20 protein-coding genes and 1 tRNA gene are annotated in these 20,535 nt (G+C 64.9%); 17 read left to right on the top strand and 4 right to left on the bottom strand.

All coding sequences use genetic code 11. The annotated features are described in order from the left end of the window. The first annotated feature begins 117 nt into the window (after positions 1–117). From CYJ22_RS03735 to CYJ22_RS03690, 10 genes are all read left to right on the top strand, one after another. The gene (locus CYJ22_RS03735; RefSeq protein ID WP_081493519.1) at positions 118–774 is read left to right on the top strand and encodes a DUF4230 domain-containing protein; all 657 of its coding nucleotides are present in this window, start codon (positions 118–120) and stop codon (positions 772–774) included. 81 nt (positions 775–855) lie between these two features. Next, the gene (gene rsmA / locus CYJ22_RS03730) at positions 856–1,845 is read left to right on the top strand and encodes a 16S rRNA (adenine(1518)-N(6)/adenine(1519)-N(6))-dimethyltransferase RsmA (RefSeq protein ID WP_101601191.1); all 990 of its coding nucleotides are present in this window, start codon (positions 856–858) and stop codon (positions 1,843–1,845) included. Positions 1,846–1,884: 39 nt separating this feature from the next. Beyond that, entirely contained in the window at positions 1,885–2,859 is a 975-nt protein-coding gene (locus tag CYJ22_RS03725; protein ID WP_101601188.1) for a 4-(cytidine 5'-diphospho)-2-C-methyl-D-erythritol kinase, read from the top strand. Further along, positions 2,859–4,793 (top strand): ABC-F family ATP-binding cassette domain-containing protein, encoded by a 1,935-nt coding sequence (locus tag CYJ22_RS03720; protein WP_101601185.1) that lies wholly within the window; start codon positions 2,859–2,861, stop codon positions 4,791–4,793. Before CYJ22_RS03725 ends, CYJ22_RS03720 begins: the two co-directional genes overlap by 1 nt. A 163-nt stretch (positions 4,794–4,956) precedes the next feature. Further along, entirely contained in the window at positions 4,957–5,484 is a 528-nt protein-coding gene (locus tag CYJ22_RS03715; protein ID WP_101601317.1) for a glycogen debranching protein, read from the top strand. A gap of 62 nt (positions 5,485–5,546) precedes the next feature. After that, positions 5,547–6,134 (top strand): TNT antitoxin family protein, encoded by a 588-nt coding sequence (locus CYJ22_RS03710; RefSeq protein ID WP_243390448.1) that lies wholly within the window; start codon positions 5,547–5,549, stop codon positions 6,132–6,134. 33 nt (positions 6,135–6,167) lie between these two features. Continuing rightward, complete coding sequence (locus tag CYJ22_RS03705; protein ID WP_243390447.1) at positions 6,168–6,416, top strand: hypothetical protein; 249 nt, start codon at positions 6,168–6,170, stop codon at positions 6,414–6,416. Between the two features lie 122 nt (positions 6,417–6,538). Next, positions 6,539–7,117 (top strand): hypothetical protein, encoded by a 579-nt coding sequence (locus CYJ22_RS03700; protein WP_101601183.1) that lies wholly within the window; start codon positions 6,539–6,541, stop codon positions 7,115–7,117. A gap of 331 nt (positions 7,118–7,448) precedes the next feature. Beyond that, the gene (locus CYJ22_RS03695; protein ID WP_101601181.1) at positions 7,449–9,461 is read left to right on the top strand and encodes a glycosyl hydrolase family 28-related protein; all 2,013 of its coding nucleotides are present in this window, start codon (positions 7,449–7,451) and stop codon (positions 9,459–9,461) included. A gap of 351 nt (positions 9,462–9,812) precedes the next feature. Beyond that, a complete protein-coding gene (locus CYJ22_RS03690; protein WP_101601179.1) occupies positions 9,813–10,088 on the top strand; it encodes a DUF1540 domain-containing protein in 276 nt (91 codons plus the stop codon). A gap of 70 nt (positions 10,089–10,158) precedes the next feature. Here the strand turns inward: CYJ22_RS03690 and CYJ22_RS03685 are convergent, their stop codons facing one another. Continuing rightward, the gene (locus CYJ22_RS03685; RefSeq protein WP_034496902.1) at positions 10,159–10,791 is read right to left on the bottom strand and encodes a TetR/AcrR family transcriptional regulator; all 633 of its coding nucleotides are present in this window, start codon (positions 10,789–10,791) and stop codon (positions 10,159–10,161) included. Positions 10,792–10,902: 111 nt separating this feature from the next. Between CYJ22_RS03685 and CYJ22_RS03680 the strand changes: the two genes are divergently transcribed. From CYJ22_RS03680 to CYJ22_RS03655, 6 genes are all read left to right on the top strand, one after another. Continuing rightward, positions 10,903–10,973: transfer RNA gene (locus CYJ22_RS03680), tRNA-Gln, on the top strand. A 39-nt stretch (positions 10,974–11,012) separates the two neighbouring features. After that, a complete protein-coding gene (locus CYJ22_RS03675; RefSeq protein ID WP_007589596.1) occupies positions 11,013–12,062 on the top strand; it encodes a bifunctional UDP-N-acetylglucosamine diphosphorylase/glucosamine-1-phosphate N-acetyltransferase GlmU in 1,050 nt (349 codons plus the stop codon). 24 nt (positions 12,063–12,086) lie between these two features. Further along, positions 12,087–13,058: a ribose-phosphate diphosphokinase gene (locus CYJ22_RS03670; protein ID WP_007589607.1), complete on the top strand. Its 972-nt coding sequence runs from the start codon at positions 12,087–12,089 to the stop codon at positions 13,056–13,058. Positions 13,059–13,225: 167 nt separating this feature from the next. Further along, positions 13,226–13,831, top strand: coding sequence for a 50S ribosomal protein L25/general stress protein Ctc (locus CYJ22_RS03665; protein ID WP_101601177.1), 606 nt, complete (start codon positions 13,226–13,228; stop codon positions 13,829–13,831). A 78-nt stretch (positions 13,832–13,909) separates the two neighbouring features. Then, positions 13,910–15,028, top strand: a complete 1,119-nt coding sequence (locus CYJ22_RS03660; RefSeq protein WP_101601174.1) for a mannose-1-phosphate guanylyltransferase — start codon at positions 13,910–13,912, stop codon at positions 15,026–15,028. Between the two features lie 161 nt (positions 15,029–15,189). Next, a complete protein-coding gene (locus tag CYJ22_RS03655; RefSeq protein ID WP_007589632.1) occupies positions 15,190–16,371 on the top strand; it encodes a BMP family ABC transporter substrate-binding protein in 1,182 nt (393 codons plus the stop codon). Positions 16,372–16,443: 72 nt separating this feature from the next. On the opposite strand, the gene CYJ22_RS03650 is transcribed toward CYJ22_RS03655, so the two are convergent. Genes CYJ22_RS03650 through CYJ22_RS03640 form a run of 3 tightly spaced genes read right to left on the bottom strand, consistent with a single transcriptional unit; the run spans position 16,444 to position 19,213 of the window. Continuing rightward, on the bottom strand, positions 16,444–17,304 hold the full coding sequence (locus CYJ22_RS03650; RefSeq protein ID WP_101601172.1) for an NgoMIV family type II restriction endonuclease: 861 nt from the start codon (positions 17,302–17,304) through the stop codon (positions 16,444–16,446). Further along, positions 17,301–18,377, bottom strand: a complete 1,077-nt coding sequence (locus CYJ22_RS03645) for a DNA cytosine methyltransferase (RefSeq protein ID WP_243390446.1) — start codon at positions 18,375–18,377, stop codon at positions 17,301–17,303. The genes CYJ22_RS03650 and CYJ22_RS03645 overlap by 4 nt, the downstream gene beginning before the upstream one ends. Positions 18,378–18,436: 59 nt before the next feature. Further along, complete coding sequence (locus CYJ22_RS03640) at positions 18,437–19,213, bottom strand: phosphomannomutase (protein WP_101601168.1); 777 nt, start codon at positions 19,211–19,213, stop codon at positions 18,437–18,439. Positions 19,214–19,352: 139 nt separating this feature from the next. Here CYJ22_RS03640 and dapE point away from each other — a divergent pair, with 139 nt between their 5' ends. After that, entirely contained in the window at positions 19,353–20,534 is a 1,182-nt protein-coding gene (gene dapE / locus CYJ22_RS03635; RefSeq protein ID WP_101601166.1) for a succinyl-diaminopimelate desuccinylase, read from the top strand. Position 20,535 lies beyond the last annotated feature (1 nt).

Raw genomic sequence — 20,535 nt, 5'->3', positions numbered from 1 at the left:
TATCCGGATGTGCGTGACCTATCTGCGTGGCGCCGCTGTTGTGTCACCTTGACACTTACCCTACAATTCCCGTGAAGGTTACCTAATATTCATCGTGTTTGTGTCAGTGAGGTCATCATGGGTTTTTCCGGCGTTGCTCGAGTGGTTGCATCGTTGGCGATTGCAGGAGCAGGATTCGCCGGTGGCATGAAGGCTGCCCCCGTACTCGGCTTTGGGTCCACGCAGGATCAGGGTGCGGAACCTGTCGTCACCGTTGACACGACTCTTGTGAAAAACTCTTTCGCTGACATTGGTGAACTCGCCACTGAGTCCTACAACTTCACCCAGGTGGGGAAATACTCTGAGGAGGGAACCAAGGTGTTCGGCATGGAAGTGCCGGGGACGGGTGCCCATTACCTCATCACCTATTCGGGTGAGGTGAAGGCCGGGGTGGCCGATGTGAGCCAGATTCAGGTTGAGGTTGACGAGGCGGCCCACGTTGTGACGGTGACCGTGCCTGCCGTCGAAGTTCTCTCCGCCTCCATCGACCCCGCCTCGGTCGAGACCTACGACCAGTCTTTCTCCGTTGTCAACCAGATCGAGGTCGGAGAAGTCACCACCTTCCTGGCGGAACGGGAGACCGCTGCCGCAGACGAGGCCATCTCCAAGGGCCTGCTCGACAAGGCGCAGGGGCGTGTGGAAGACATCGTGAAGAAGCAAGTCAACGCTGTTCTCGGCGAGCAGGCCAGCAAGTACGAGGTGCGCGTCGTTCTGCCGCCTCCACCCGCTCAGTGACGCTTCGAGCCTCACAGATGGCTGAGCCTCACAGCGCCGCTTGCCCCGGCCTCGTCGGCCCCGTGCACTAGACTTGCCAGCGTGAGCCGATCCTCCAGCCCCCGAAACCAGCGCGACACGCGCAGCCGCCTCGACCCGACCCTGCCCGAGGGAGCCGTGCCCTCCGAGACGGGCCTGCTCGGCCCCCTCGAAGTCAAGGCGATCTCCGAGGCGCTCGGCATCCGCCCCACCAAGGTGCTGGGCCAGAACTTCGTGCATGACGCGGGCACGGTGCGCAAGATCGTCGCAGCCGGAGGCGTCGAAGAGGGCGACGAGGTCGTTGAGGTCGGCCCGGGTCTCGGCTCCCTGACGCTCGCGCTCCTGGAAGTCGGTGCGCGCGTGCGGGCCGTCGAGATTGACCCGCCCCTGGCCGCAGCGCTGCCGCAGACCGTGCACGCCCGCATGAGCGAGGCCGCCGACCGTTTCCACGTCGTGACCATGGATGCGACGGAAATCAGCGGTGTCGATGACTTCGGCGTGGACTGGCCCGCCCCCACCAAACTCGTCGCGAACCTGCCGTACAACGTGGCCGTGCCGGTTCTGCTCAACATGCTTGAGGCCTTCCCCTCCATCCAGGGTGTCGTCGTCATGGTCCAGGCCGAGGTCGCGGACCGCCTGGCCGCTGGCCCCGGATCGCGCACCTACGGCGTGCCTTCCGTGAAGGCCTCCTGGTACGGCTCGGTGGAGCGCGCGGGGACGATCGGCCGCTCGGTGTTTTGGCCCGTGCCCGGCGTGGATAGTGCCCTCGTGCGCCTGACGCGCCTGGAGACCCCGCGCGGGGACGACGAGCTGCGCCGCGCCACTTTCGAGGTCACCGACGTGGCCTTCGGGCAGCGTCGCAAGACCCTGCGTGCGGCCCTCAAGAACTGGGCGGGCGGCCCCGAGGCCTCCGAGGCCCTCCTGTCCGCCGCCGGCATCGACCCGACGCGCCGCGGCGAGACCCTCTCGATCGACGAGTTCGTCGAGCTGGGCCGTGCCGTCATCGAGGCCCGCGCAAACGGCACCCTCGCGGCGTCGACCGCAGCCCGCTGACGGCCGCCGGTCACACAATCGGCAGGAAGAAGGAACGCCATGCGTGAAGTGCGCGCCAGTGCGCCCGGAAAAGTCAACCTGACCCTGCGCGTCGGAGCGCCCACGTCCGACGGCTACCACCCCCTCGTCACGGTTTTCGAGGCCCTGAACCTGCGTGAAACCGTCACCGTGCGCACCTCGAAGACGCCCGGCGTGCGCGTCGAGACAATCGCGTACCTGCCCGACGGCAGCGTCGACGAGGCCACGACCCGCGCCATGGCGGACGTGGACCCGGCCACCCACCTGGCCGTGCGCGCCGCGCGCGTCCTCCAGCGCCTCGCTGCCGCGGGCCCCTGGGCGTCCACCGCCGCGGGCCTGAGTATCCGCGTCGACAAGCGCGTCCCCGTCGCCGGCGGCATGGCGGGCGGGTCCGCCGACGCGGCCGCCGCCCTGGTGGCCTGCAACGAGCTGTGGGAGCTGGGCCTGGGCGACGAGCAGCTGCAGGCGATCGGCCGCTCGCTGGGCGCAGACGTCCCCGCCTGCCTGGCCGGCGGCATTGCGCTGGGAACCGGGCGCGGGGACCACATGAGCGTCCTGCGCGAGGGGGACGAGGAGGGGCGCCACCACTGGGTCATGTTCCTGTCCCGCGAGGGTCTGTCCACCCCCGAGGTGTTCCGCGAGTTCGACCGTGTCGACGCGGCGGGTGCGCCCGCCCTGGCCGAACCCACGCCCGAGGAGGTCGCCGCCCTCTGCGGGGGACACGAGGAACTGCGCCACTGCCTCGTCAATGACCTGCAGGCACCCGCCCTGCGCCTGCGCGCCGAGCTGGCCGAGACTATCGGTGCCGCGAAGGACGCGGGAGCTCTGGCCGTTACGCTGTCTGGGTCCGGCCCGACCGTCGCGGCCCTCGCGCGCGACGCCGAGCACGCCCAGACCCTGGCGGCAACCTTGAGCGACGCTCCCACGGTCGCTCGCGCGATCCCCACCCACGGGCCCGCACGTGGCGCCCGCATCGAATCGACGGAGGCCATCTGATGGCGCACCTGCTCGGAACCCAAAACGTCGGCGCCCTCGCGGGGTCGCGCAAGCTCCTCGAAGGGGTCACGGTCGGCCTCGACGACGGCAGCCGCGTCGGCATCCTCGGCCCCAACGGCGCCGGAAAGTCCACGCTCCTGCGCATCGTCGCTGGCACGCAGGAACCCGACGGGGGAGTGGTGACCCGACGCGACGGTGTGCGCGTCGCCGTCCTCACCCAGGCGGACACTCTCGACCCCGAGGACACCGTGATCCAGGCCGTTCACCCCGGCATGGAGGAGTACGAGTGGGCCTCCGACCCGGCCGTGCGCGACATCCACGCCGGACTCCTCGCCGACATCAATCCCGCCGCCCTCGTCGGTACCCTGTCGGGCGGACAGCGCCGCCGCGTCGCGCTCGCCCGCGTCCTCGCGGCCACCGCGGACATCGTGTGCCTGGACGAGCCCACCAACCACCTCGACGTCGAGGGCGTGGCCTGGCTGGCCGCGCACCTGAACGCCCGCTTCGCCCGCCCCGGCGCGTCCGGCGCGCTCTTGGCCGTCACCCACGACCGCTGGTTCCTCGACGCTGTGTGTGAGCACATCTGGGAGGTCGTCCCCGGCGTCGACCCGGGCGGCGACCGTCCGCAGATCGCCGGGCACGTCGAAATCTACGACGGCTCCTACGCCGCCTACACGCTCGCCCGCGCCGAGCGCATGCGCCAGGCGGACGTGGCCGCCGCCAAGCGCGCCAACCTGCTCACCAAGGAGCTCGCCTGGCTGCGCCGCGGGGCACCCGCCCGCACCTCCAAGCCGAAGTTCCACATCGCCGCCGCCGAGGCCCTCATCGCCGACGTGCCGCCGCCGCGCGACACCGTCGAGCTGGTGAAGATGGCGACCGCGCGCCTGGGCAAGGACGTCATCGACCTCGAGGACGTCTCCGTGTCCTTCACGCGCCCCGACGGCTCGCGCCTGGACATCCTCAAGGGCGTCACGTGGCGCCTGGCCCCCGCCGAGCGCGTCGGCATCGTCGGCGTCAATGGCGCCGGCAAGACGACGATTCTGAACCTGCTGCGCGGCGACCTCGAGCCCACCTCGGGGCGCGTCAAGCGCGGAAAGACCGTCCAGGTTGCGACCCTCTCTCAGGACACGCATGAGCTCGACGCACTGGCCGACATGCGCGTCGTCGAGGCCGTCGCCGACGTCGCCCAGACCGTCGTCGTGGACGGCAAGGAGGTCAGCGCCTCGCAGATGACGGAGCGCATGGGCTTCACGCGCGCCCGCGCCTACACGCGCATCAGCGAGATCTCGGGCGGCGAGCGCCGCCGCCTCCAGCTCATGCGCCTGCTCATGAGCCAGCCGAACGTGCTGCTCCTCGACGAGCCCACGAACGACCTCGACACCGACACCCTGGCGTCCATGGAGGACCTACTCGACACGTTCCCGGGCACCCTCGTCGTCGTCTCCCACGACCGCTACCTCCTCGAGCGGGTCACCGACCACCAGGTCGCCCTCCTCGGCGACGGCCAGGTCCGCGCCCTGCCCGGCGGCGTCGAACAGTACCTGCAGATGCGCGCCTCCGGCGACCTCGGGGCGTTTGGTTCGTCCTCTCGCGCCGACGAGGCCGGCTCCGCCTCCCGCTCTGCCGCTCCCTCCGCGGACGCCTCCTCGGGCGAGGACAGTGCGGGGCAGGGGAGCGCTCGCGGTGGCGTGAGTGACGCTGCGGCGCGGCGCGCGGCCAAGAAGGAAGTGGCCCGCATCGAACGCAAGCTGGAGCGCCTGCGGGCGGAGGCCTCGAACCTGGAGGCGAAGCTGGAGAAACTGTCGATCCAGGTGGCGACGGATCCTTCGGCGGTGTCCGAGCTGACGAAGGTCTCAGCGGCCCACCAGGACGTCCTGGCCGAGATGGACGAGCTGGAGGAGGCCTGGCTCGAGGCGGCGGATTTGCTCGAGTGAGTGAAGGCGTGAGTAGCTGTGCCGTTTACTCAAACGAGTCGTGTGGGCGGTACTCGCTGTGCTCGTCAGCTATCGAATGTGACTGGCAATCGGGAGGAAGACAGTGCTGCACGCATTGGGACGATTCTTTAAGAGAGGTGCATCCGGGGAAGGGGATGACCCGATGGCCTTCCTGGACGAGTATGCGGCGGTCATGAACCGGCACGCTCGGGTTAAGGTGCGTAATGGTTTCAAATGGGGGCGTACGGGCCTTTCGATTGACAATGCGTTTAGTGAGAGTGCTGTGTTGTGGTTGGAGGATGGTCACTACTGTTTCGATGAAGAGGAACGCGGTCAGGTGAGAACGCAGGGTTTTTTCAATTCGGCGTCGATGGAGCTCACTCAAAAGGTGATGGTCAACTACACGGCTTCAATCCTGCGCCACTCTCTGGGCCTGCAGACGTTGGGTGTGCCGATCAGGGGCGATGAGTTGCCTGTCGGTTGGGTGCTTGAAGAGAGGCCGACGTGGCGATACGTTGCCCTTGACGGACCGAATGGTGAGCATTTGGAGTTCTACTCTATGAGCGAGCGTTACTGCGTGTCCCTCGCCTGGCTCTACGATGTGACTCCCTCCGAGCTGCTCAATGCGTACATGATTCCCGACGGCGGGCCGTTGCTTCGTCGCTGGCTCGGGCGCCCGTATCTGCGGTGAGGACGGTTGCTTCAGGGGCCATCGTTGTTAGCTGGCGGGCTCCTGGGGAGAGGGAGAATGCAATGCTGAATGCTTTCAGTTGCTTTTTTGGCAGGATGGGCTCGGGGAAGAAAAATGACCCGATGGCCTTCCTGGACGAGTATGTGGCGGTCATGAACCGGCACACTGGACTGAAGGTGTACAACGGCTTCAAACGAGGTGGCACCGGCCTGTCGATCGATGCGGGGTTCGGATCGGGAATGCTCCTGTGGTTGGAGGACGGGCAATACTGCTTCGATGAAGAGGAACGCGGTCAGGTGAGAACGCAGGGTTTTTTCAATTCGGCGTCGATGGAGCTCACTCAAAAGGTGATGGTCAACTACACGGCTTCAATCCTGCGCCACTCTCTGGGCCTGCAGACGTTGGGTGTGCCGATCAGGGGCGATGAGTTGCCTGTCGGTTGGGTGCTTGAAGAGAGGCCGACGTGGCGATACGCTGCCCTTGATGGACCGAATGGTGAGCATTTGGAGTTCTACTCTATGAGCGAGCGTTACTGCGTGTCCCTCGCCTGGCTCTACGATGTGTCTCCGTCTGAACTGTTGCACGCGTACATGCTTCCCGACGGCGGGCCTCTGCTTCGTCAGTGGCTTGGGCGTCCGTATATTCGATGATGAGTTCAGTGACTATGGCGAGATCATGTTGAAATGGGCGATCATCGCATTGGTGAAAAAGCGCGGTGGCGCCGCGGGTGGCCGCGAATCGATGTTCCTGCGGGGCTGGAGAATGTGTCGCCCCAGTTGGGCTTCGAGCAGTTGACCCCTATCACCGGTCGCCTAACCCTGGATGGCGCATATATCCCGATGGAGATGCATACAATCTTCCCGGTGCGTCCGGAACTCAATCAACTCTCGCAGGTGATGCAAATCGAATTCGATGAACTCCTTACTGGATAAATGGATCCATCAGGGGGCTCGTTTCTGCGTCAGTGGCTTTCCTGACGTCGTCGGTGTTGGCTCGGCTGATAGTAAGGCAGCTGGTAGTTTAGGGGCGAAATGAGGGTGATAGTGTTGGGCGAGTGGGAGTAGATTTTAGTAGTGGTTTCTTCAGAGACGGCAGTGGTGCTGAAGCTTTTCTTGATGAGCTCAAAGCGTTCTGTGAGCTGCTTGTCGATGATGAGGTTGTGGTTGATGCGGCAAGGGAGCAGTGTCTTTTTTACAGCAAATGGCAAGGGTTGCCAGCATACAAGCTTCAAGTTCTAGATGGGGTATACCATTTCGGAGGATTTGAGCGGGGGGACTTTTGTTGCTTCTTTTCGACCACGAGTATTGAGCTTGCCTTTAAGGTGCTGGTGCTGCGTAAGGCGCCTCTGGTGAGATATGCCTTGCGCTACGCGGCAATTGAGCTTCCATCGAGGGGGAAGGGCTGGCCTTTCGCGCGGAGCTATGGCCGCCATGAAGGCGTGATCTTTCAGGATGTTGATGGCTACGCTAGTCGGCTCTCGTGGGTCCATGACCTGACCCCGCCGCAGCTACTCGAAGCCTATGCTAGTGAAGATGGTGGCGTGCTTCGTCGTTGGGTAACCCATGAGGAGCGTAGGGGTGCTAACCGGTATTGGGCGGAGTGGCGGAAGTCCGCTCTTCGGTTTGAAAGCTGATGGGGTTTCTGTGGTGGTTGTGGACTTCCTCAGTTGACGCCTCGCGCTGGTAGTAATCGCCACAAGCACAGCAGCAGCCGAGGCCTCGTCGACTCGTCCTCAATCTCTGCCACGCTATCGGAATCTCATATTTATAATTACAGTGCAAATATTGACTGTCGGTCTAATCCGCAGTATTCCGCGGTTCTTGACTGGGAAAATTTCCGAGCAACTCTTTGATAGTGGTCAGATTCCGCTACTATGTGCCCGGGTTCCTTCCAACAAGTGGGACCTAGGAGTGAAGCGGCGCTTCGAGCGCGCTTCAGGGCATGAAAAGAGGCTTGAGGGTTACATGAAACGCGGACCATTTATCGCCGGAGCGGGCCTGCTCGGCGTCATCGCGCTGGTGCCTGCACTGGTCCCCAGTGCGGTCGCAGCCGACGAACAGTACGGCGCGACCGTCCCCTACGCGCGATACGAGGCCGAGGAGGCGAGCCGCTCTGACGGGACGACGCTCGAGCGCTCCGACGACATCGAGTCGACGGCCATCGAGGCCTCGGGCCAGTCCTACGTGGCCCTGAAGGACCAGGATTCCTCCCTGGATTTCACTGCGACGTCCGCAGCCAACGCCCTCGACCTGCGCTTCACCCTGCCCGATCACAAGTCGGGTCAGGTGCAGGTCTACATTAATAACGATCTTGCTGCGACCCTCACCCTGTCCTCCGAGACTGCCTGGCAGTACGTCTACAAGGAGAGTGTCTACGACGAGCCGACCCTGGCCCCTGGTACCGCACACAAGCGTTTTCGCTTTGATGAGGTGCACACGCTGCTCAACGGTCAGATCCAAAAGGGCGACCATGTGCGCATCGTCAAGGTTGATCAGAACGATACCGAGTACGGCATCGACTTCATCGAGCTCGAGCAGGCCGCACCGGCCATCGAGCGCCCCGAAGGCGCCGTGAGCATCGCCGACTACAACAATGCGAAACCCGGCGATGGCGTAGCCGACGATGACGCCCTTATCTCGGCGATGGATGCGGCGGCGAACACCTCCTCCAAGGTGGTCTACATTCCCGCAGGAACATGGGAATTCTCCCGCAAGATCGGCATCGATTACCCTGGCCTGACGTTCCAGGGTGCGGGCCTGTGGTACACCAACATCTTCTTCACCTCCGATCAGAGAGAGGGCGGGGGCATCGTCTTTAATCCAGGTGCGAGCAATGAGACGCTGACCGACTTCTACATGTCCTCGAACCTGAAGTCTCGCTTCGGTGAAGGAGCTCAGTACAAGGGCTTTGCCGGCGCGGCCGGTGTGAACACTCGCGTCGCCAACGTGTGGGTCGAGCACTTTGAGTGTGGCTTCTGGATGGGTGCCTACCGTGATCATGAGCATATGACCTACACCGACGGCATGGTGATCGAGAACTCCCGCATTCGTAACAACTTCGCCGACGGCGTCAACTTCGTGCAGGGCACCAAGAACTCCACGGTCCGAAACTCCTCCGTGCGTGGCAACGGCGACGATAGCCTCGCGTCCTGGGCGAGCAATGATCTGCGCTCCCAGAGCGATGCTGATGCTTCGAAGTTCAACTCGTTCATCGGCAACACCATCGAGCTGGGATGGCGAGCAGGCGGTATCGGACTGTTCGGCGGTGAGGGGCACGTCGTCAAGGACAACCTCATTGTCAATAACTTCTCCGGCGCAGGCATTCGTATTAGCACCGTCTTCGAAGGCCGTAATTTCACGTACAACCACGCGGGCATGACGATCACCCATAACAAGCTCGTCCGCACGGGTACGACCGATGACTTCTATGGCAAGAAGCGGGGCGCGATCGACTTTGAGGAAAACCTGGAAGTGGGGCAGGTTCTCAACGTCTCCGTGACGGATAACCTCATCGTGCGCCCCTACGCCGAAGAGATCAGCGCGAACTTCGATCTCGATTCTGAGGCTCTGAGGAAGCAGGGCATCACGCTGCGCGACAACAAGCGTGACGACGAGGCCGTGGCCACCGAGCAGGCCCAGATCGTCAACCACGTGCTGGTGGGGGATCAGGTCGTGCGCACCGTCCCCGAGACTGAGAACTACAGCCTCTACTGGTACCAGCGCGACGAGCGTGGCGCTCACGGCACGATCAACCGCTACTGGGTTTCCAAGGCGGACGGCGTGGCGATCACGCCCGACATGGAGTACTCCGTCGAGGGTGGCAAGCGGGTCTACAACGTGACGCTCGCTGACCTGCCCCAGTACCTGCCGACGTCGACTGACTTCTCCGGCTCCTACGACTACGTCGCTGATCTGGAGCGCTCGCAGCCGGCAGATGACGGCACGACGATCGTGGTCCGTTTCTGGTCCGCGAAATGATCGTTTCCTGACTGACTGCTCCGGTCCGCAATCGCCCGCGCTGCCCCACGGTGGCGCGGGCGATTCCGCGCGTGAGAGCCGATCAGGGTAGGTTTGCCACACCCGCGCAGCGCAGGCTCACCTACCCCAATTACGCAAAACAAATACCGCATTTATTTGCGTAATTAGTGATGGTGTGAATGCGAAATTAACCCTCGAACAGCGCGCGTGCACCCTTGGAATTTCAACGAAAACTCGCCACGTTTTGGATATGTTGCGAAAAGGCGTATCACTGGAGTCAACAGCGCGGCCATCCCGGTCGCGACCGGCTACATTGAGGCCCCACGGGGCCACGTTGAAAAGGACACTCCAATGGCAGATATGCCCCGCATCCTCGACTGCTCCGTCACCGACTGCTCCTACAACAAGGAGAAGAGCTGCGGAGCCGCCGCTATCACCGTCGGCTACTCGACCTCCTGCACGACCTTCATCCCGCTGACCGTCAAGGGCGGCCTTGGCAAGGTCGAGACCTTCGTCGGCGCCTGCCAGAAGGCCGACTGCGCCCACAACAACGCCCTCGAGTGCACCGCCGCCTCCATCTCGGTCGGCGCGGGCACCGCGGACTGCCTCTCCTACGAGGCGCGCTGAGTCTCACTCATAAACGAGGCCGTGGCTGGGAATACCCGCCACGGCCTCGTCGTATCTGCCAAAGATGAACTCAGCGTCCCTCTCCCGAGCGTACCCGCAGCGTGGGGTGGGGGCGCAGGCCGCGCTGGCCGTTCCAGATGAGGTTGACGACGTGGGCGGCGACCTCGTCCTTCTTCATGCGGCGGTCGTCCAGCCACCACTGGCCGACCTGTGCGATGAGGCCGACGAGCATCTGCGCGTACAGGGGAGACCAGGTGGTGTCAAAGTCCGAGCGCTTGAACTGCTCGGCGATGATGTGTTCGACGCTGGTTGCCACGTCGCCCATGACCGAGGAGAAAGAACCCGCCGTGCGGTCCGAGGGGGCGTCGCGCACGAGCACGCGGAAGCCGTCCGTGTTGCGCTCGATGTAGTCGAGCAGGCCCAGGGTCGCGTTCTCCAGGATCAGGCGCGGGCGTTCCGAGGACTCCAGGGAGGATTGCAGGGAAGAGATGAGCGCCTGCACCTCGCGGTCGACGACGACCGCGTACAGGCCTTCCTTGCCCCCGAAGTGCTCGTAGACCACGGGCTTGGAGACCTTCGCCCGGGCGGCGATCTCCTCGACGCTGGTCGCGCCGAAGCCCTTCTCTGCGAACAGGGAACGTCCCACGGCCACCAGCTGCTCGCGGCGCGCGAAGCCGCTCATTCGTGTCCTCTTCTCAGCCATGCCCCCAGTATCACACGAGGCATGGGGTGGCCTATGCTTCGACCAAGCAGTGGGCGCGGGGTCGCGTTTGAAAGCGTGCGAGGGGTGCAGGTATCATCACAGTGGACGCATTCCGCCTTGGTGTAACGGCAGCACAGAGGTTTTTGGTGCCTTTAGTCTAGGTTCGAATCCTAGGGGCGGAGCGACCGGTCCCGATGGGACCGCAGACCCCGAGGAGGAACATGTCTCGCCCCGCCGCCGTCATCGTCCTGGCCGCAGGCCAGGGAACGCGCATGAAATCCGCCCTCCCCAAGGTTGTTCACCCCCTGTCTGGCCTGTCCATGATCGGACACGCCCTGCGCGCCGCCCATGGCCTCGACCCCCAGCATCTGGTCGCCGTCGTGCGCCACCAGCGCGATGTTGTGGCCGCCGAAATCGAGCGCGTGCTGCCCAGCGCCATCATCGCCGATCAGGACGAAATCCCCGGCACCGGCCGCGCCGTCCAGTGTGGCCTCGAGGCTCTCGATCAGGCCGTCGAGCCGGTCTCCGGCACCATCGTCGTCACCTACGGCGACGTTCCCCTCCTGTCCACGGACACTCTGGCCGAGCTGGTTGCCACCCACGAGGGCGCGGGCCACGCGGTCACCGTCCTGACCTCGCGCGTCGAAGATCCGACCGGCTACGGCCGCATCATCCGCGACGCCTCCGGCACGGTCACGGCGATCGTCGAGCAGCGCGACGCCACGCCCGAGCAGGCCGCGATCAACGAGATCAACGCGGGCATCTACGCCTTTGACGCGGACTTCCTGCGCACCTCCCTGGCCTCCCTGGGTACCGACAATGATCAGGGCGAGGTCTACCTGACCGACGTCCTCGCGGCTGCTGCCCCCGCCGGGCGTACCGCGGGCGCCCTCGAGCTCACCGACCACTGGCAGAGCGCGGGCGCGAACGACCGCGTCCAGCTGGCCGAACTCGGCGCCGAGATGAACCGCCGGATCTGCGAGGCCCACATGCGCGCCGGCGTGACGATCGTCGACCCGGCCTCCACCTGGATCGACGTCGACGTGAGCATCGGCGCCGACACCACCATCTACCCCGGCACCTGCCTGCGGGGGACAAGCGCCGTTGGGACCGGCTGTGAAATCGGTCCTAGCGCCACGCTGATTGATGCGGAAATCGGGGACCGCAGTGTGGTTCCCACCGCATGGATCGGTCAGGGCTGCGTCGCAGCCGATACGATGGTTACGCCATACAGCACCATCGGCACACTGATCGCGGCGCCTCGCGCCTGATCCAACACAAGGAGAGACAACCGCATGAGCGGACTGGTGACCACCGGAGAGAAGAACCTCGTCCTCGTTTCTGGACGAGCTCACATGGACCTGGCTCACGCCGTGGGCGAGGAAATCGGATGTGGGGTCTCGCCGGTGACGGCCTACGACTTCGCCTCCGGCGAGATTTACGTGCGCTTCAACGAGTCCGTTCGCGGCGCTGACGTGTTCGTCCTGCAGTCCATCGAGGGCGACATCAACAAGTGGATCATGGAGCAGCTCATCATGATTGATGCTGCCAAGCGCGCCTCCGCCAAGCGCATCACCGTGGTCGCTCCCTTCTACCCCTACTCGCGTCAGGACAAGAAGCACCAGGGCCGCGAGCCTATCTCCGCTCGCCTCATGGCTGACCTGTACCGCGCCGCCGGTGCCGACCGCATCATGAGCGTCGACCTGCACGCCTCGCAGGAGCAGGGCTTCTTCGACGGCCCGGTCGACCACCTCTTCGCCATGCCGGTCCTCGTGGACTACGTGCGCGGCCGCGTCGACCTGACCAACACCGCGATCGTCTCTCCCGACGCGGGCCGCATCCGCGTCGCCGAAAAGTGGTCCAAGAAGCTGGGCGGCGCGCCCTTGGCCTTCGTCCACAAGACCCGCGACACCACCCGCCCGAACGTCGCCGTCGCGAACCGCGTCGTCGGCGAGGTCGCCGGCAAGGAATGCGTCCTGGTGGACGACATGATCGACACCGCCGGCACGATCACCGAGGCGATCAACGTCCTCAACAATGCCGGTGCTAAGAAGGTCATCGTCGTTGCCACGCACGGCATCCTCTCCGACCCCGCCGCGAAGCGTCTCTCCGAGTCCGGCGCCGCCGAGGTTGTCGTCACCGACACGCTGCCGATCCCCGCTGAGAAGCGCTTCGAGCAGCTCACCATCCTCTCCATCGCGCCGCTCCTGGCCCGCGCGATCCGCGAGGTCTTCGAAGACGGTTCGGTCACATCGCTCTTTAACTGAGCGGCTCCCGCTTCACATCCGCCCTCGCCGTGAGGTAACCTATTGGGGTTGCTCCGGCGAGGGCGGATCCGTATCCGCCGTTATCGACAGGGCCTGAAACGAAATGCTGCGCGTTTCCTTCACTCTGCCGACACCGACGCCGGACCTGAGAAACGAAGGAAAGACACATGAGCGACAACCCCGTCCTGCTTGCCGAAGAGCGTTCCGAGTTCGGTAAGGGTGCTGCACGCCGCGCCCGCCGCGCCGGCAAGGTCCCCACGGTCCTCTACGGCCACGGCGCCGAGCCCCGTCACCTGGACGTTCCCGGCCACGACCTCTTCCTCATCGTTCGCGGCACCAAGAACGCGCTCGTTGAGCTGAAGATCGAGGGCAAGACCCAGCTGGCCCTCGTCAAGGACGTTCAGGTTCACCCCGTGCGCCGCGACATCCTGCACGCCGACTTCCTGGCCGTCAAGGCCGGCGAGAAGGTCGACGTTGAGGTCCCCGTCGTCGTTGTCGGCGAGGCTGCCCCCGGCACCGTTCACTCGCTCGAGGAGTTCACCATCCTGGTGAAGGCCGCCGCCACCTCCATCCCCGAGAGCCTCGAGGTTTCCATCGAGGGCCTCGAGGCCGGCTCCGCCGTGCACGTCTCCGACCTGCAGCTGCCCGCCGGCGTTGAGGTCGAGCTCGACCCCGAGACGGTCATTGTGTCCGTTCTGGAACCCGCCGCTGAAGAGGCTGAGGAAGCCGCCGAGGGTGAGGCCGAGGCCGCCGCCGAGGGCGACGCCGAGTGACACTCGCGTAGTACACGCTTTCCACGAGGGGGCGAGGCTGAGGCCTCGCCCCCTCGTCGTATCTGCGATACTTGGGGCATGAGTGACCTCCACGTGATCATCCCTGCCGGTGGCGCCGGCACCCGCTTGTGGCCGCTGTCGCGCCGCCGCCGCCCTAAGTTCCTCCTCGACCTGGCGGGCACGGGCCGCACCCTCCTGCAGGGCACGGTGGACCGCCTGGAGGAGTCGGCCTCGTCGGTGACCATCGTGACCGGCCAGGCGCACCGCGACGGCGTGCTCGCCCAGCTGCCCGAGTTCGCCTCGTCGGATAAACGCACGCTCCTCATCGAGCCGTCGGGCCGCGATTCGATGGCCGCGATCGGCCTGGCCGCCTACGTCGTGCGCGAGCGCTTCGGGGACGACGCAATCGTTGGTTCCTTCGCCGCCGACCATCTCATCGCCCGCCCCGAGCTGCTGCGCGCCACCGTCGAAACCGCGATTGGTGCCGCCCGCGAGGGCTACGTCGTGACGATCGGCTTGACGCCCACCGAGGCCTCGACCGCCTACGGGTACATCGCGCCCGGTCCGGCCCTCGCTGACGAGGCCGGGGAAGCAGACGCTGAGCGCGGCGCACGCCGGGTCGCCGAGTTCGTAGAGAAGCCGGACGCTGACACTGCCGCCCGCTACGTGGCGGCCGGCTACCTGTGGAACGCAGGCATGTTCATCGTGTCGGCGGGGGTGCTCGCCGCCCACCTGGCCCGTCTGCTGCCCGACATGCACGCGCGCCTGGAGACCATCGCGCGCGCGTGGGGCACCCACGAGTTCGACGAGGTGCTGGCGGACAACTGGCCGCACCTGACGAAGATCGCGATCGACCACGCGATTGCAGAGCCCGTCGCAGCCGACGGGGGAGTGGCCGTCGTTCCCGCCGACGCGGACCTGGGATGGACGGACCTTGGCGACTTTGAGGCCCTCACCGGCATCGTCGCGGACGCGGGCAACCTGGGCGAAGCGCTGCGTGTCGAATCAGACGGTGCGGCAGTCTTCGGTTCCCTCACGCAGGATGGCGAGGGGCCCCTCGTCGCGCTCGTCGGCGTGCCCGACGTGGCCGTTGCTCTGACCCCCGACGCGATTCTTGTGACGCGCCGCGACCGCGCGCAGTCAGTGAAGGCCGTCGTCGACCAGCTCGCCGAGCAGGGACGCTCCGACCTGCTCTGACGTGCCGCCACCGAGCGCTTTGAAGTACCTCCCAGGTGGGGGCCTCGGCCTTGCCAAGCCCTGTTCGCTTGTGGGTGAGGTGCGCCGCCTCGCCCGCCGCCTACAGGCGTGAGGCTGGTAGCGTGATGGGCAGCAAGAAGCCCCGACGAAAGGCATCACACGTGAACAAGCGGACCATCGCCGCCCTCGCAACCACTGCGACCGCGGCCTCCTTGGCCCTTGGAGCTTGCTCGACCACGCCCGCCGCCACCCCCGCAGCCTCCGCGAAGGTGTGCGCCGCTATCTCCGGAGCCCATGGCGACGCCGCCACGGATCCTGTCGCAGTTGCTCTCGCGGGTGCGGCAAACGACGCATCGGTCGCCTTCGAGGCGGCCAGCGGGCAGGAGGCCCCGGCCTCGCTCGTGACCTCCGGCTGCACGCTCATCGTGGGCACGGACTCAACCATGGCCGCCTCGGTTTCCGAAGCTGCACGTCACAACTCGAAGGTGCGCTTCGCCCTCGTAGGCGCCTCTTTCGTGGATAGCAAGGGCGCCGCGACCTCCCTGAAGAACGGCTCGGTCGTCGACGTGGACGCCTCGCAGGCCGCCTACCTGGCCGGCTACGCCTCCGCGGGCATGACGACCACGGGCACGCTCGCCGTCGTCGGCGGGGCGGCCGAGAACGTCACCAACTCGCAGATGTCCGCGTTCTCCCAGGGCGTGGATGCCTACAACCTGGCCAACGGCACGTCGATCAGCGTGCTCGGCTGGAACCCCGTGACGAGCGACGGCACGTACGCGGGCAGCGCCGACGAGGTCCGCACGGCGACCGCCGATGCGATCTCTCAGGGCGCTGACATCATCGCCCCCTTCGCCGGTGAGGCCAACGAGGGCGCCGCGCGTGCCGTCACCGAGGCCGCCAACCCGACCGTGCGCCTCGTGTGGTCGGGTCTGACGAAGGCCGACCTGAAGGGTCTGACCCGCGACGAGGCGCAGTCCGCGGACAGCGTCCCGATGTCCGGCCAGTCTGGCGCGGCGGTGTCGCAGCAGGTGGACACCCAGTCCTTCGCGGATGCGTTCAGCTACATCCAGATCTCAGACGAGGTCCGCTCCGCCATCGGCGCTCCCGTGCTGACCGGCATCGTCGTCGACTACAAGGCTGCGATGGATACCCTCATCGCCCAGGCGAACGCGGGTGAGAAGGCCTCCGTCGTGCCGGTGTCCCTGGCCTCGGGCGGCGTGATCCTCACCGGATTCGGCGCCTACACGCCGATGCTCTCCTCCGACCTGAAGCTGGGCCTGTCCGACATGGCCGGCCAGATCGAGACGGGCGGCATGGTCATCTCCACGCCTTTCGACGTGTGAGCTGACTGCGCAGACGACTGTGCCCCGGGGATGTGTCCCCGGGGCACAACTTATACACCCGCGAGATAAGGCCTAGATGGCCAGGTCGAGTGGGAGATCCGCGATGTCGCGTAGCCGTTGACCGGTAACGAGTGTGTCGAGAGTCTTGATCGCTTCCTCGTTTCCTGATACCTGGGTTGCTGCGATGAGTTCAGGAAGAGCGAAGTGATAGACAGTGTCGATGTCGCCGGTTCCTAGCGCGAGTGAAGAGAGTCTCGATGGTGTCGGTTCACCGGTAACAACCACGATATGCGGCGTGCGGCCCTTCCTGTTTCTGATCAGATTCAGAGCTTCTGAACGTGCGTTCTGCGCTCTGTCTGATCGGAGCGTCCACTTGCATGAAACGACGGCATGAATGATCGCTGAAGACTGATTGTGAGCTAGCAGTGGAGAATATGAGGCAACCCCGTCAACGACGATTCCAGAATCATTCAGCTCTTGCTGACCAATCGGCTGGCGCACGACGAGAACATCTGGAGAAATATCGTAGGAATTGCCGAGGATCGCGGCAAGAGCCGGTGTCTCGATAATGGCAGCAGCCAATTCGTCAAGATGACGATAAGGCTCGTACTGGGAGAGAGAATGCCCCCTGCGTGAGCTGCCAACGTTTATAACGTTCCAGCGACCAGGACGTAGCGCGGAGAGTGCAGGGAACGTCTCACTGAGGAAAGCACTCACGGCCTCCTCGAAGTTCTGTCCGGAACTCTGCCCGTTGAGTTTCTCGCCCCCTTGAGGCGTGCCTAATGCGCGCGCGATGCCCAGAGCAAGTTCACATGACAGCTTTTGCGACTTGTCAGCGTTGCTTGCGATACCTGCTGAGTCTACGGACAACGTTTTTGAACCGATGAGATCGCGGTGGAACAACGTCCGTGCGCGAGAGAGATTCAGACTCATGCGACTGCCTCACTTCTCTTGTCTGCGGCAGTCAAGACCGACGCAATCTGCAGGCCAACAGCGCGCGCAACTGGTGGGGGAAAAGCATTTCCAACCTGACGATAGGCGTGTGTCTTCGCTCCGGTAATTGCCCAGTCGTCCGGAAAACCCTGGATACGAGCGGCCATGCGAACAGTCAGACGAGGATCATCCGAAAAGTCAGGGTCGGGAGCCTCTGGTGCGATGGTCGATCCATTGACACCAAGTTCAGCCCATGCACGGCGAGCGCGGGTTGGCCCTAAATCTGGGCCTCCATGCTTCTTGGAACCGCCAACGAGCGTTGGTGCAATGCGGTTCGCTTGAGCAGCCCAGGCCTGTGCGCCCTTCCACCCGCGTTCAGCCATAAGATCGACCAATGTCTCTCCCACCGTTGGAGCAGGTTGCTGTCGTGGTGCGGGATATGCAAAAGGAACTGCAATGTCATCACGGAAACCAACAGCAATGACACGCGGACGAAGCTGCGGGACACCAAAATCTGATGCCTGGAGGAGTTTCCACTGAAGGGAGTAGCCGATCTCCGCCAAGTGCTCCTCAACGCCGCTGCGATATTCCTGGAACTTGGGGTCGAGAAGCCCGCGAACATTCTCAATCATGATGGCACGCGGACGAACGACACGGACGAGCTCAATCATCGCGGGGAACAGATCACGTTCATCGTCAGCGCCGAGTTGCTTTCCGGCGTACGAGAAGGGCGGACATGGAACACCCCCTGCGACCAGATCGACGCCCCGGTATTCGTGCGCGTGTTCCTTAATCCATGGAACGACATCCCCCTCGATGACATTCCAGTTGGGGCGGTTTTCACGAAGGGTATTACAGGCGTGATGATCGATTTCAACGACTGCAAGGTGATCGAACCCTGCCTGTTCGAGGCCGAGGGCCTGACCACCAGCACCGGCACAGATCTCGATCGATGTCAGAGCCATGTTCCACCTTCCGCCACTGTGTCTACCGGATGATTGTAGGGGAATGGCAGATGCAGGGAGCAGGTTGAAGCGCCGAACCTTCTCGGTCGCAAGGGTGTTCTCACTCATACGAGCAGGCTACGATCAGCCATGCTCATCTGCGTCTCGCGGTAGCAGTGTGAATGAAACTAGCTTTCTCCCAGCACAGCCAGCGCCGTGCCTGCGCACAGGGCATCCGCGTCGAGTACGAAGGCTGTGTCTACGCAGTACAGGCCGGTGCCCGTGGGGACGGCCGGGGAGGTCGTGAGTGCGTCGGCCAGTGCGGCGCGGACCCGCTCATCGGGTAGAGAGGTGGTGAGGGTACGTCCATCCGTGGATATGCTCAGCGAGAGAGCGGCGCCCTCCTCGACGACCGGTACGCTCAGGCGTTCCAGAAGCGTCGCCAGCAGGCCCGAGGCCTCGTCGACCGACACTGAGGCCACGCGTGCGCCAGAAGTCTCCAGAGATGCGATGCGCGAGGCACAGCGATCTACGTACGCGCCGATCATTCCGTCGCCCACGGACTCCCAGCCTCCCTGCGAACGGGGGAGGGACGCCTCGTTGCCGTACGCGGCCACGGCCTCGTCGATGAGGGCCAGCTCAGCCTCGGGAGCCAGCGCCCCCTCGCGCGAGCGATCAACCGCGCGCCCGCCCAGGTAGACGAGTGCCTCGCCCGACGCGCTCACGTACACGGCGCCGTCCGCCATGACCATGCGCACCGAAAACGCTGTCAGGGGAGCGGGGAGCGCACGCGGCATGAGGAGGGCATGACCTCCGCTGGCCTCAATGATCGCAGCGCCGTCGCGTGCCAGGTCATGGTTCTCAGGGGTCTCATAGCCGATAATCAGGCGGAAACGCCCACCGGTACGCGCGGACAGGAAAGAAGCGATACCCGCAAACAGCAACGGGCTAGCACAGCGTGTCATGTGCTGAGGGTAACACCTCGGGTGTCTCGTGCAAAAACCGGTATCAGGAACGAGGCCGGGGCTCGCTCCCGGGAAACGGCGGAGGGACGCAGGTGGGGGAGCCCACCGCTATCCTGGAGGCATCCACGAAGGAGGAACCATGCAGCTGACGAACCTGACGGACCCGGTCGAGCTCACGCGCCAGATGATCGACATTCCCTCGGTGTCGGGAGACGAAGGGCCTCTGGCTGACGCCGTCGAGGCGGCCCTGCGCGGCGCCGGATTCGGATCGGTTCCGTCCCTGGAGATCCTGCGCGATGGGGACGCCGTGTGCGCGCGGACCCGGCTCGGTCTCGACCAGCGCGTGGTCCTCGCCGGGCACCTTGATACCGTGCCCATCGCAGACAATGTTCCCGGTCGCTTCGAGGAGCGCGACGGGGCCACGGTCCTGTGGGGTCGTGGGTCGGTCGACATGCTTGGTGGCTGCGCTGCGGCCCTCGCGCTCGCCTGCGAGACCGGGGATGCCATCCGTGGCGGCGATGAGACCGCGCTGAGCGTGGACGTCACCTGGATCTTCTACGATCACGAGGAGGTCGCCTCCCACCTCAACGGACTGGGACGCGTGCAGTGCAATCACCCCGAGTGGTTGGCGGGGGACCTCGCGCTGCTGGGGGAGCCGACCGCCGCCCACGTGGAAGGCGGCTGCAATGGAACCCTGCGCGTCATCGCGCGCTTCCTGGGACGCGCCGCCCACTCGGCGCGCGCGTGGATGGGTGTGAATGCGATCCACGCGATGGCTCCCGTCATCGAACGCATCGCCGCCTACGGCAACCCTGTCGTCACGGTTGATGGCCTCGAATTCCGCGAATCCCTGTCGGTTGTGCGGGTCGAAGGCGGCATCGCCAACAACGTGATCCCCGAGGCCGCCTCGATGACCGTCAACTACCGCTTTGCCCCCTCGAAGCGCGCCGACGATGCCTTGGAGAAGGTGCGCCAGCTATTCGAGGGGACGGGTGCCACGATCGAGGTCGATGACCTGTGCGAGGGTGCGCGCCCCGGCGCCGACTCGCCCCTCGCTGAGCGTTTCCTGTCCGTCGCGCGCTCCGTGGCCTCGGCGCAGGGGAGCGAGCTGCAGCTGAGCGCAAAGGTCGGCTGGACCGACGTTGCGCGCTTCAGCGAGGTCGGCGTGCCCGCAATGAACTTCGGACCCGGCGACCCGCTGCTGGCACACACACGCGACGAGCACACGCCGGTATCGGATATTGTCAGAGTGCACGATACGCTGCGTGCGTTCGTGCTCGCATCGGTCGGCACCGCAGCCGACAGCCACGAGGAGGCATGAC

Origin of the sequence: Schaalia odontolytica (assembly GCF_002847525.1) — a bacterium.
GTDB lineage: Bacteria > Actinomycetota > Actinomycetes > Actinomycetales > Actinomycetaceae > Pauljensenia > Pauljensenia odontolytica_B.
This window is presented reverse-complemented; position numbering and strand designations above follow the sequence as displayed.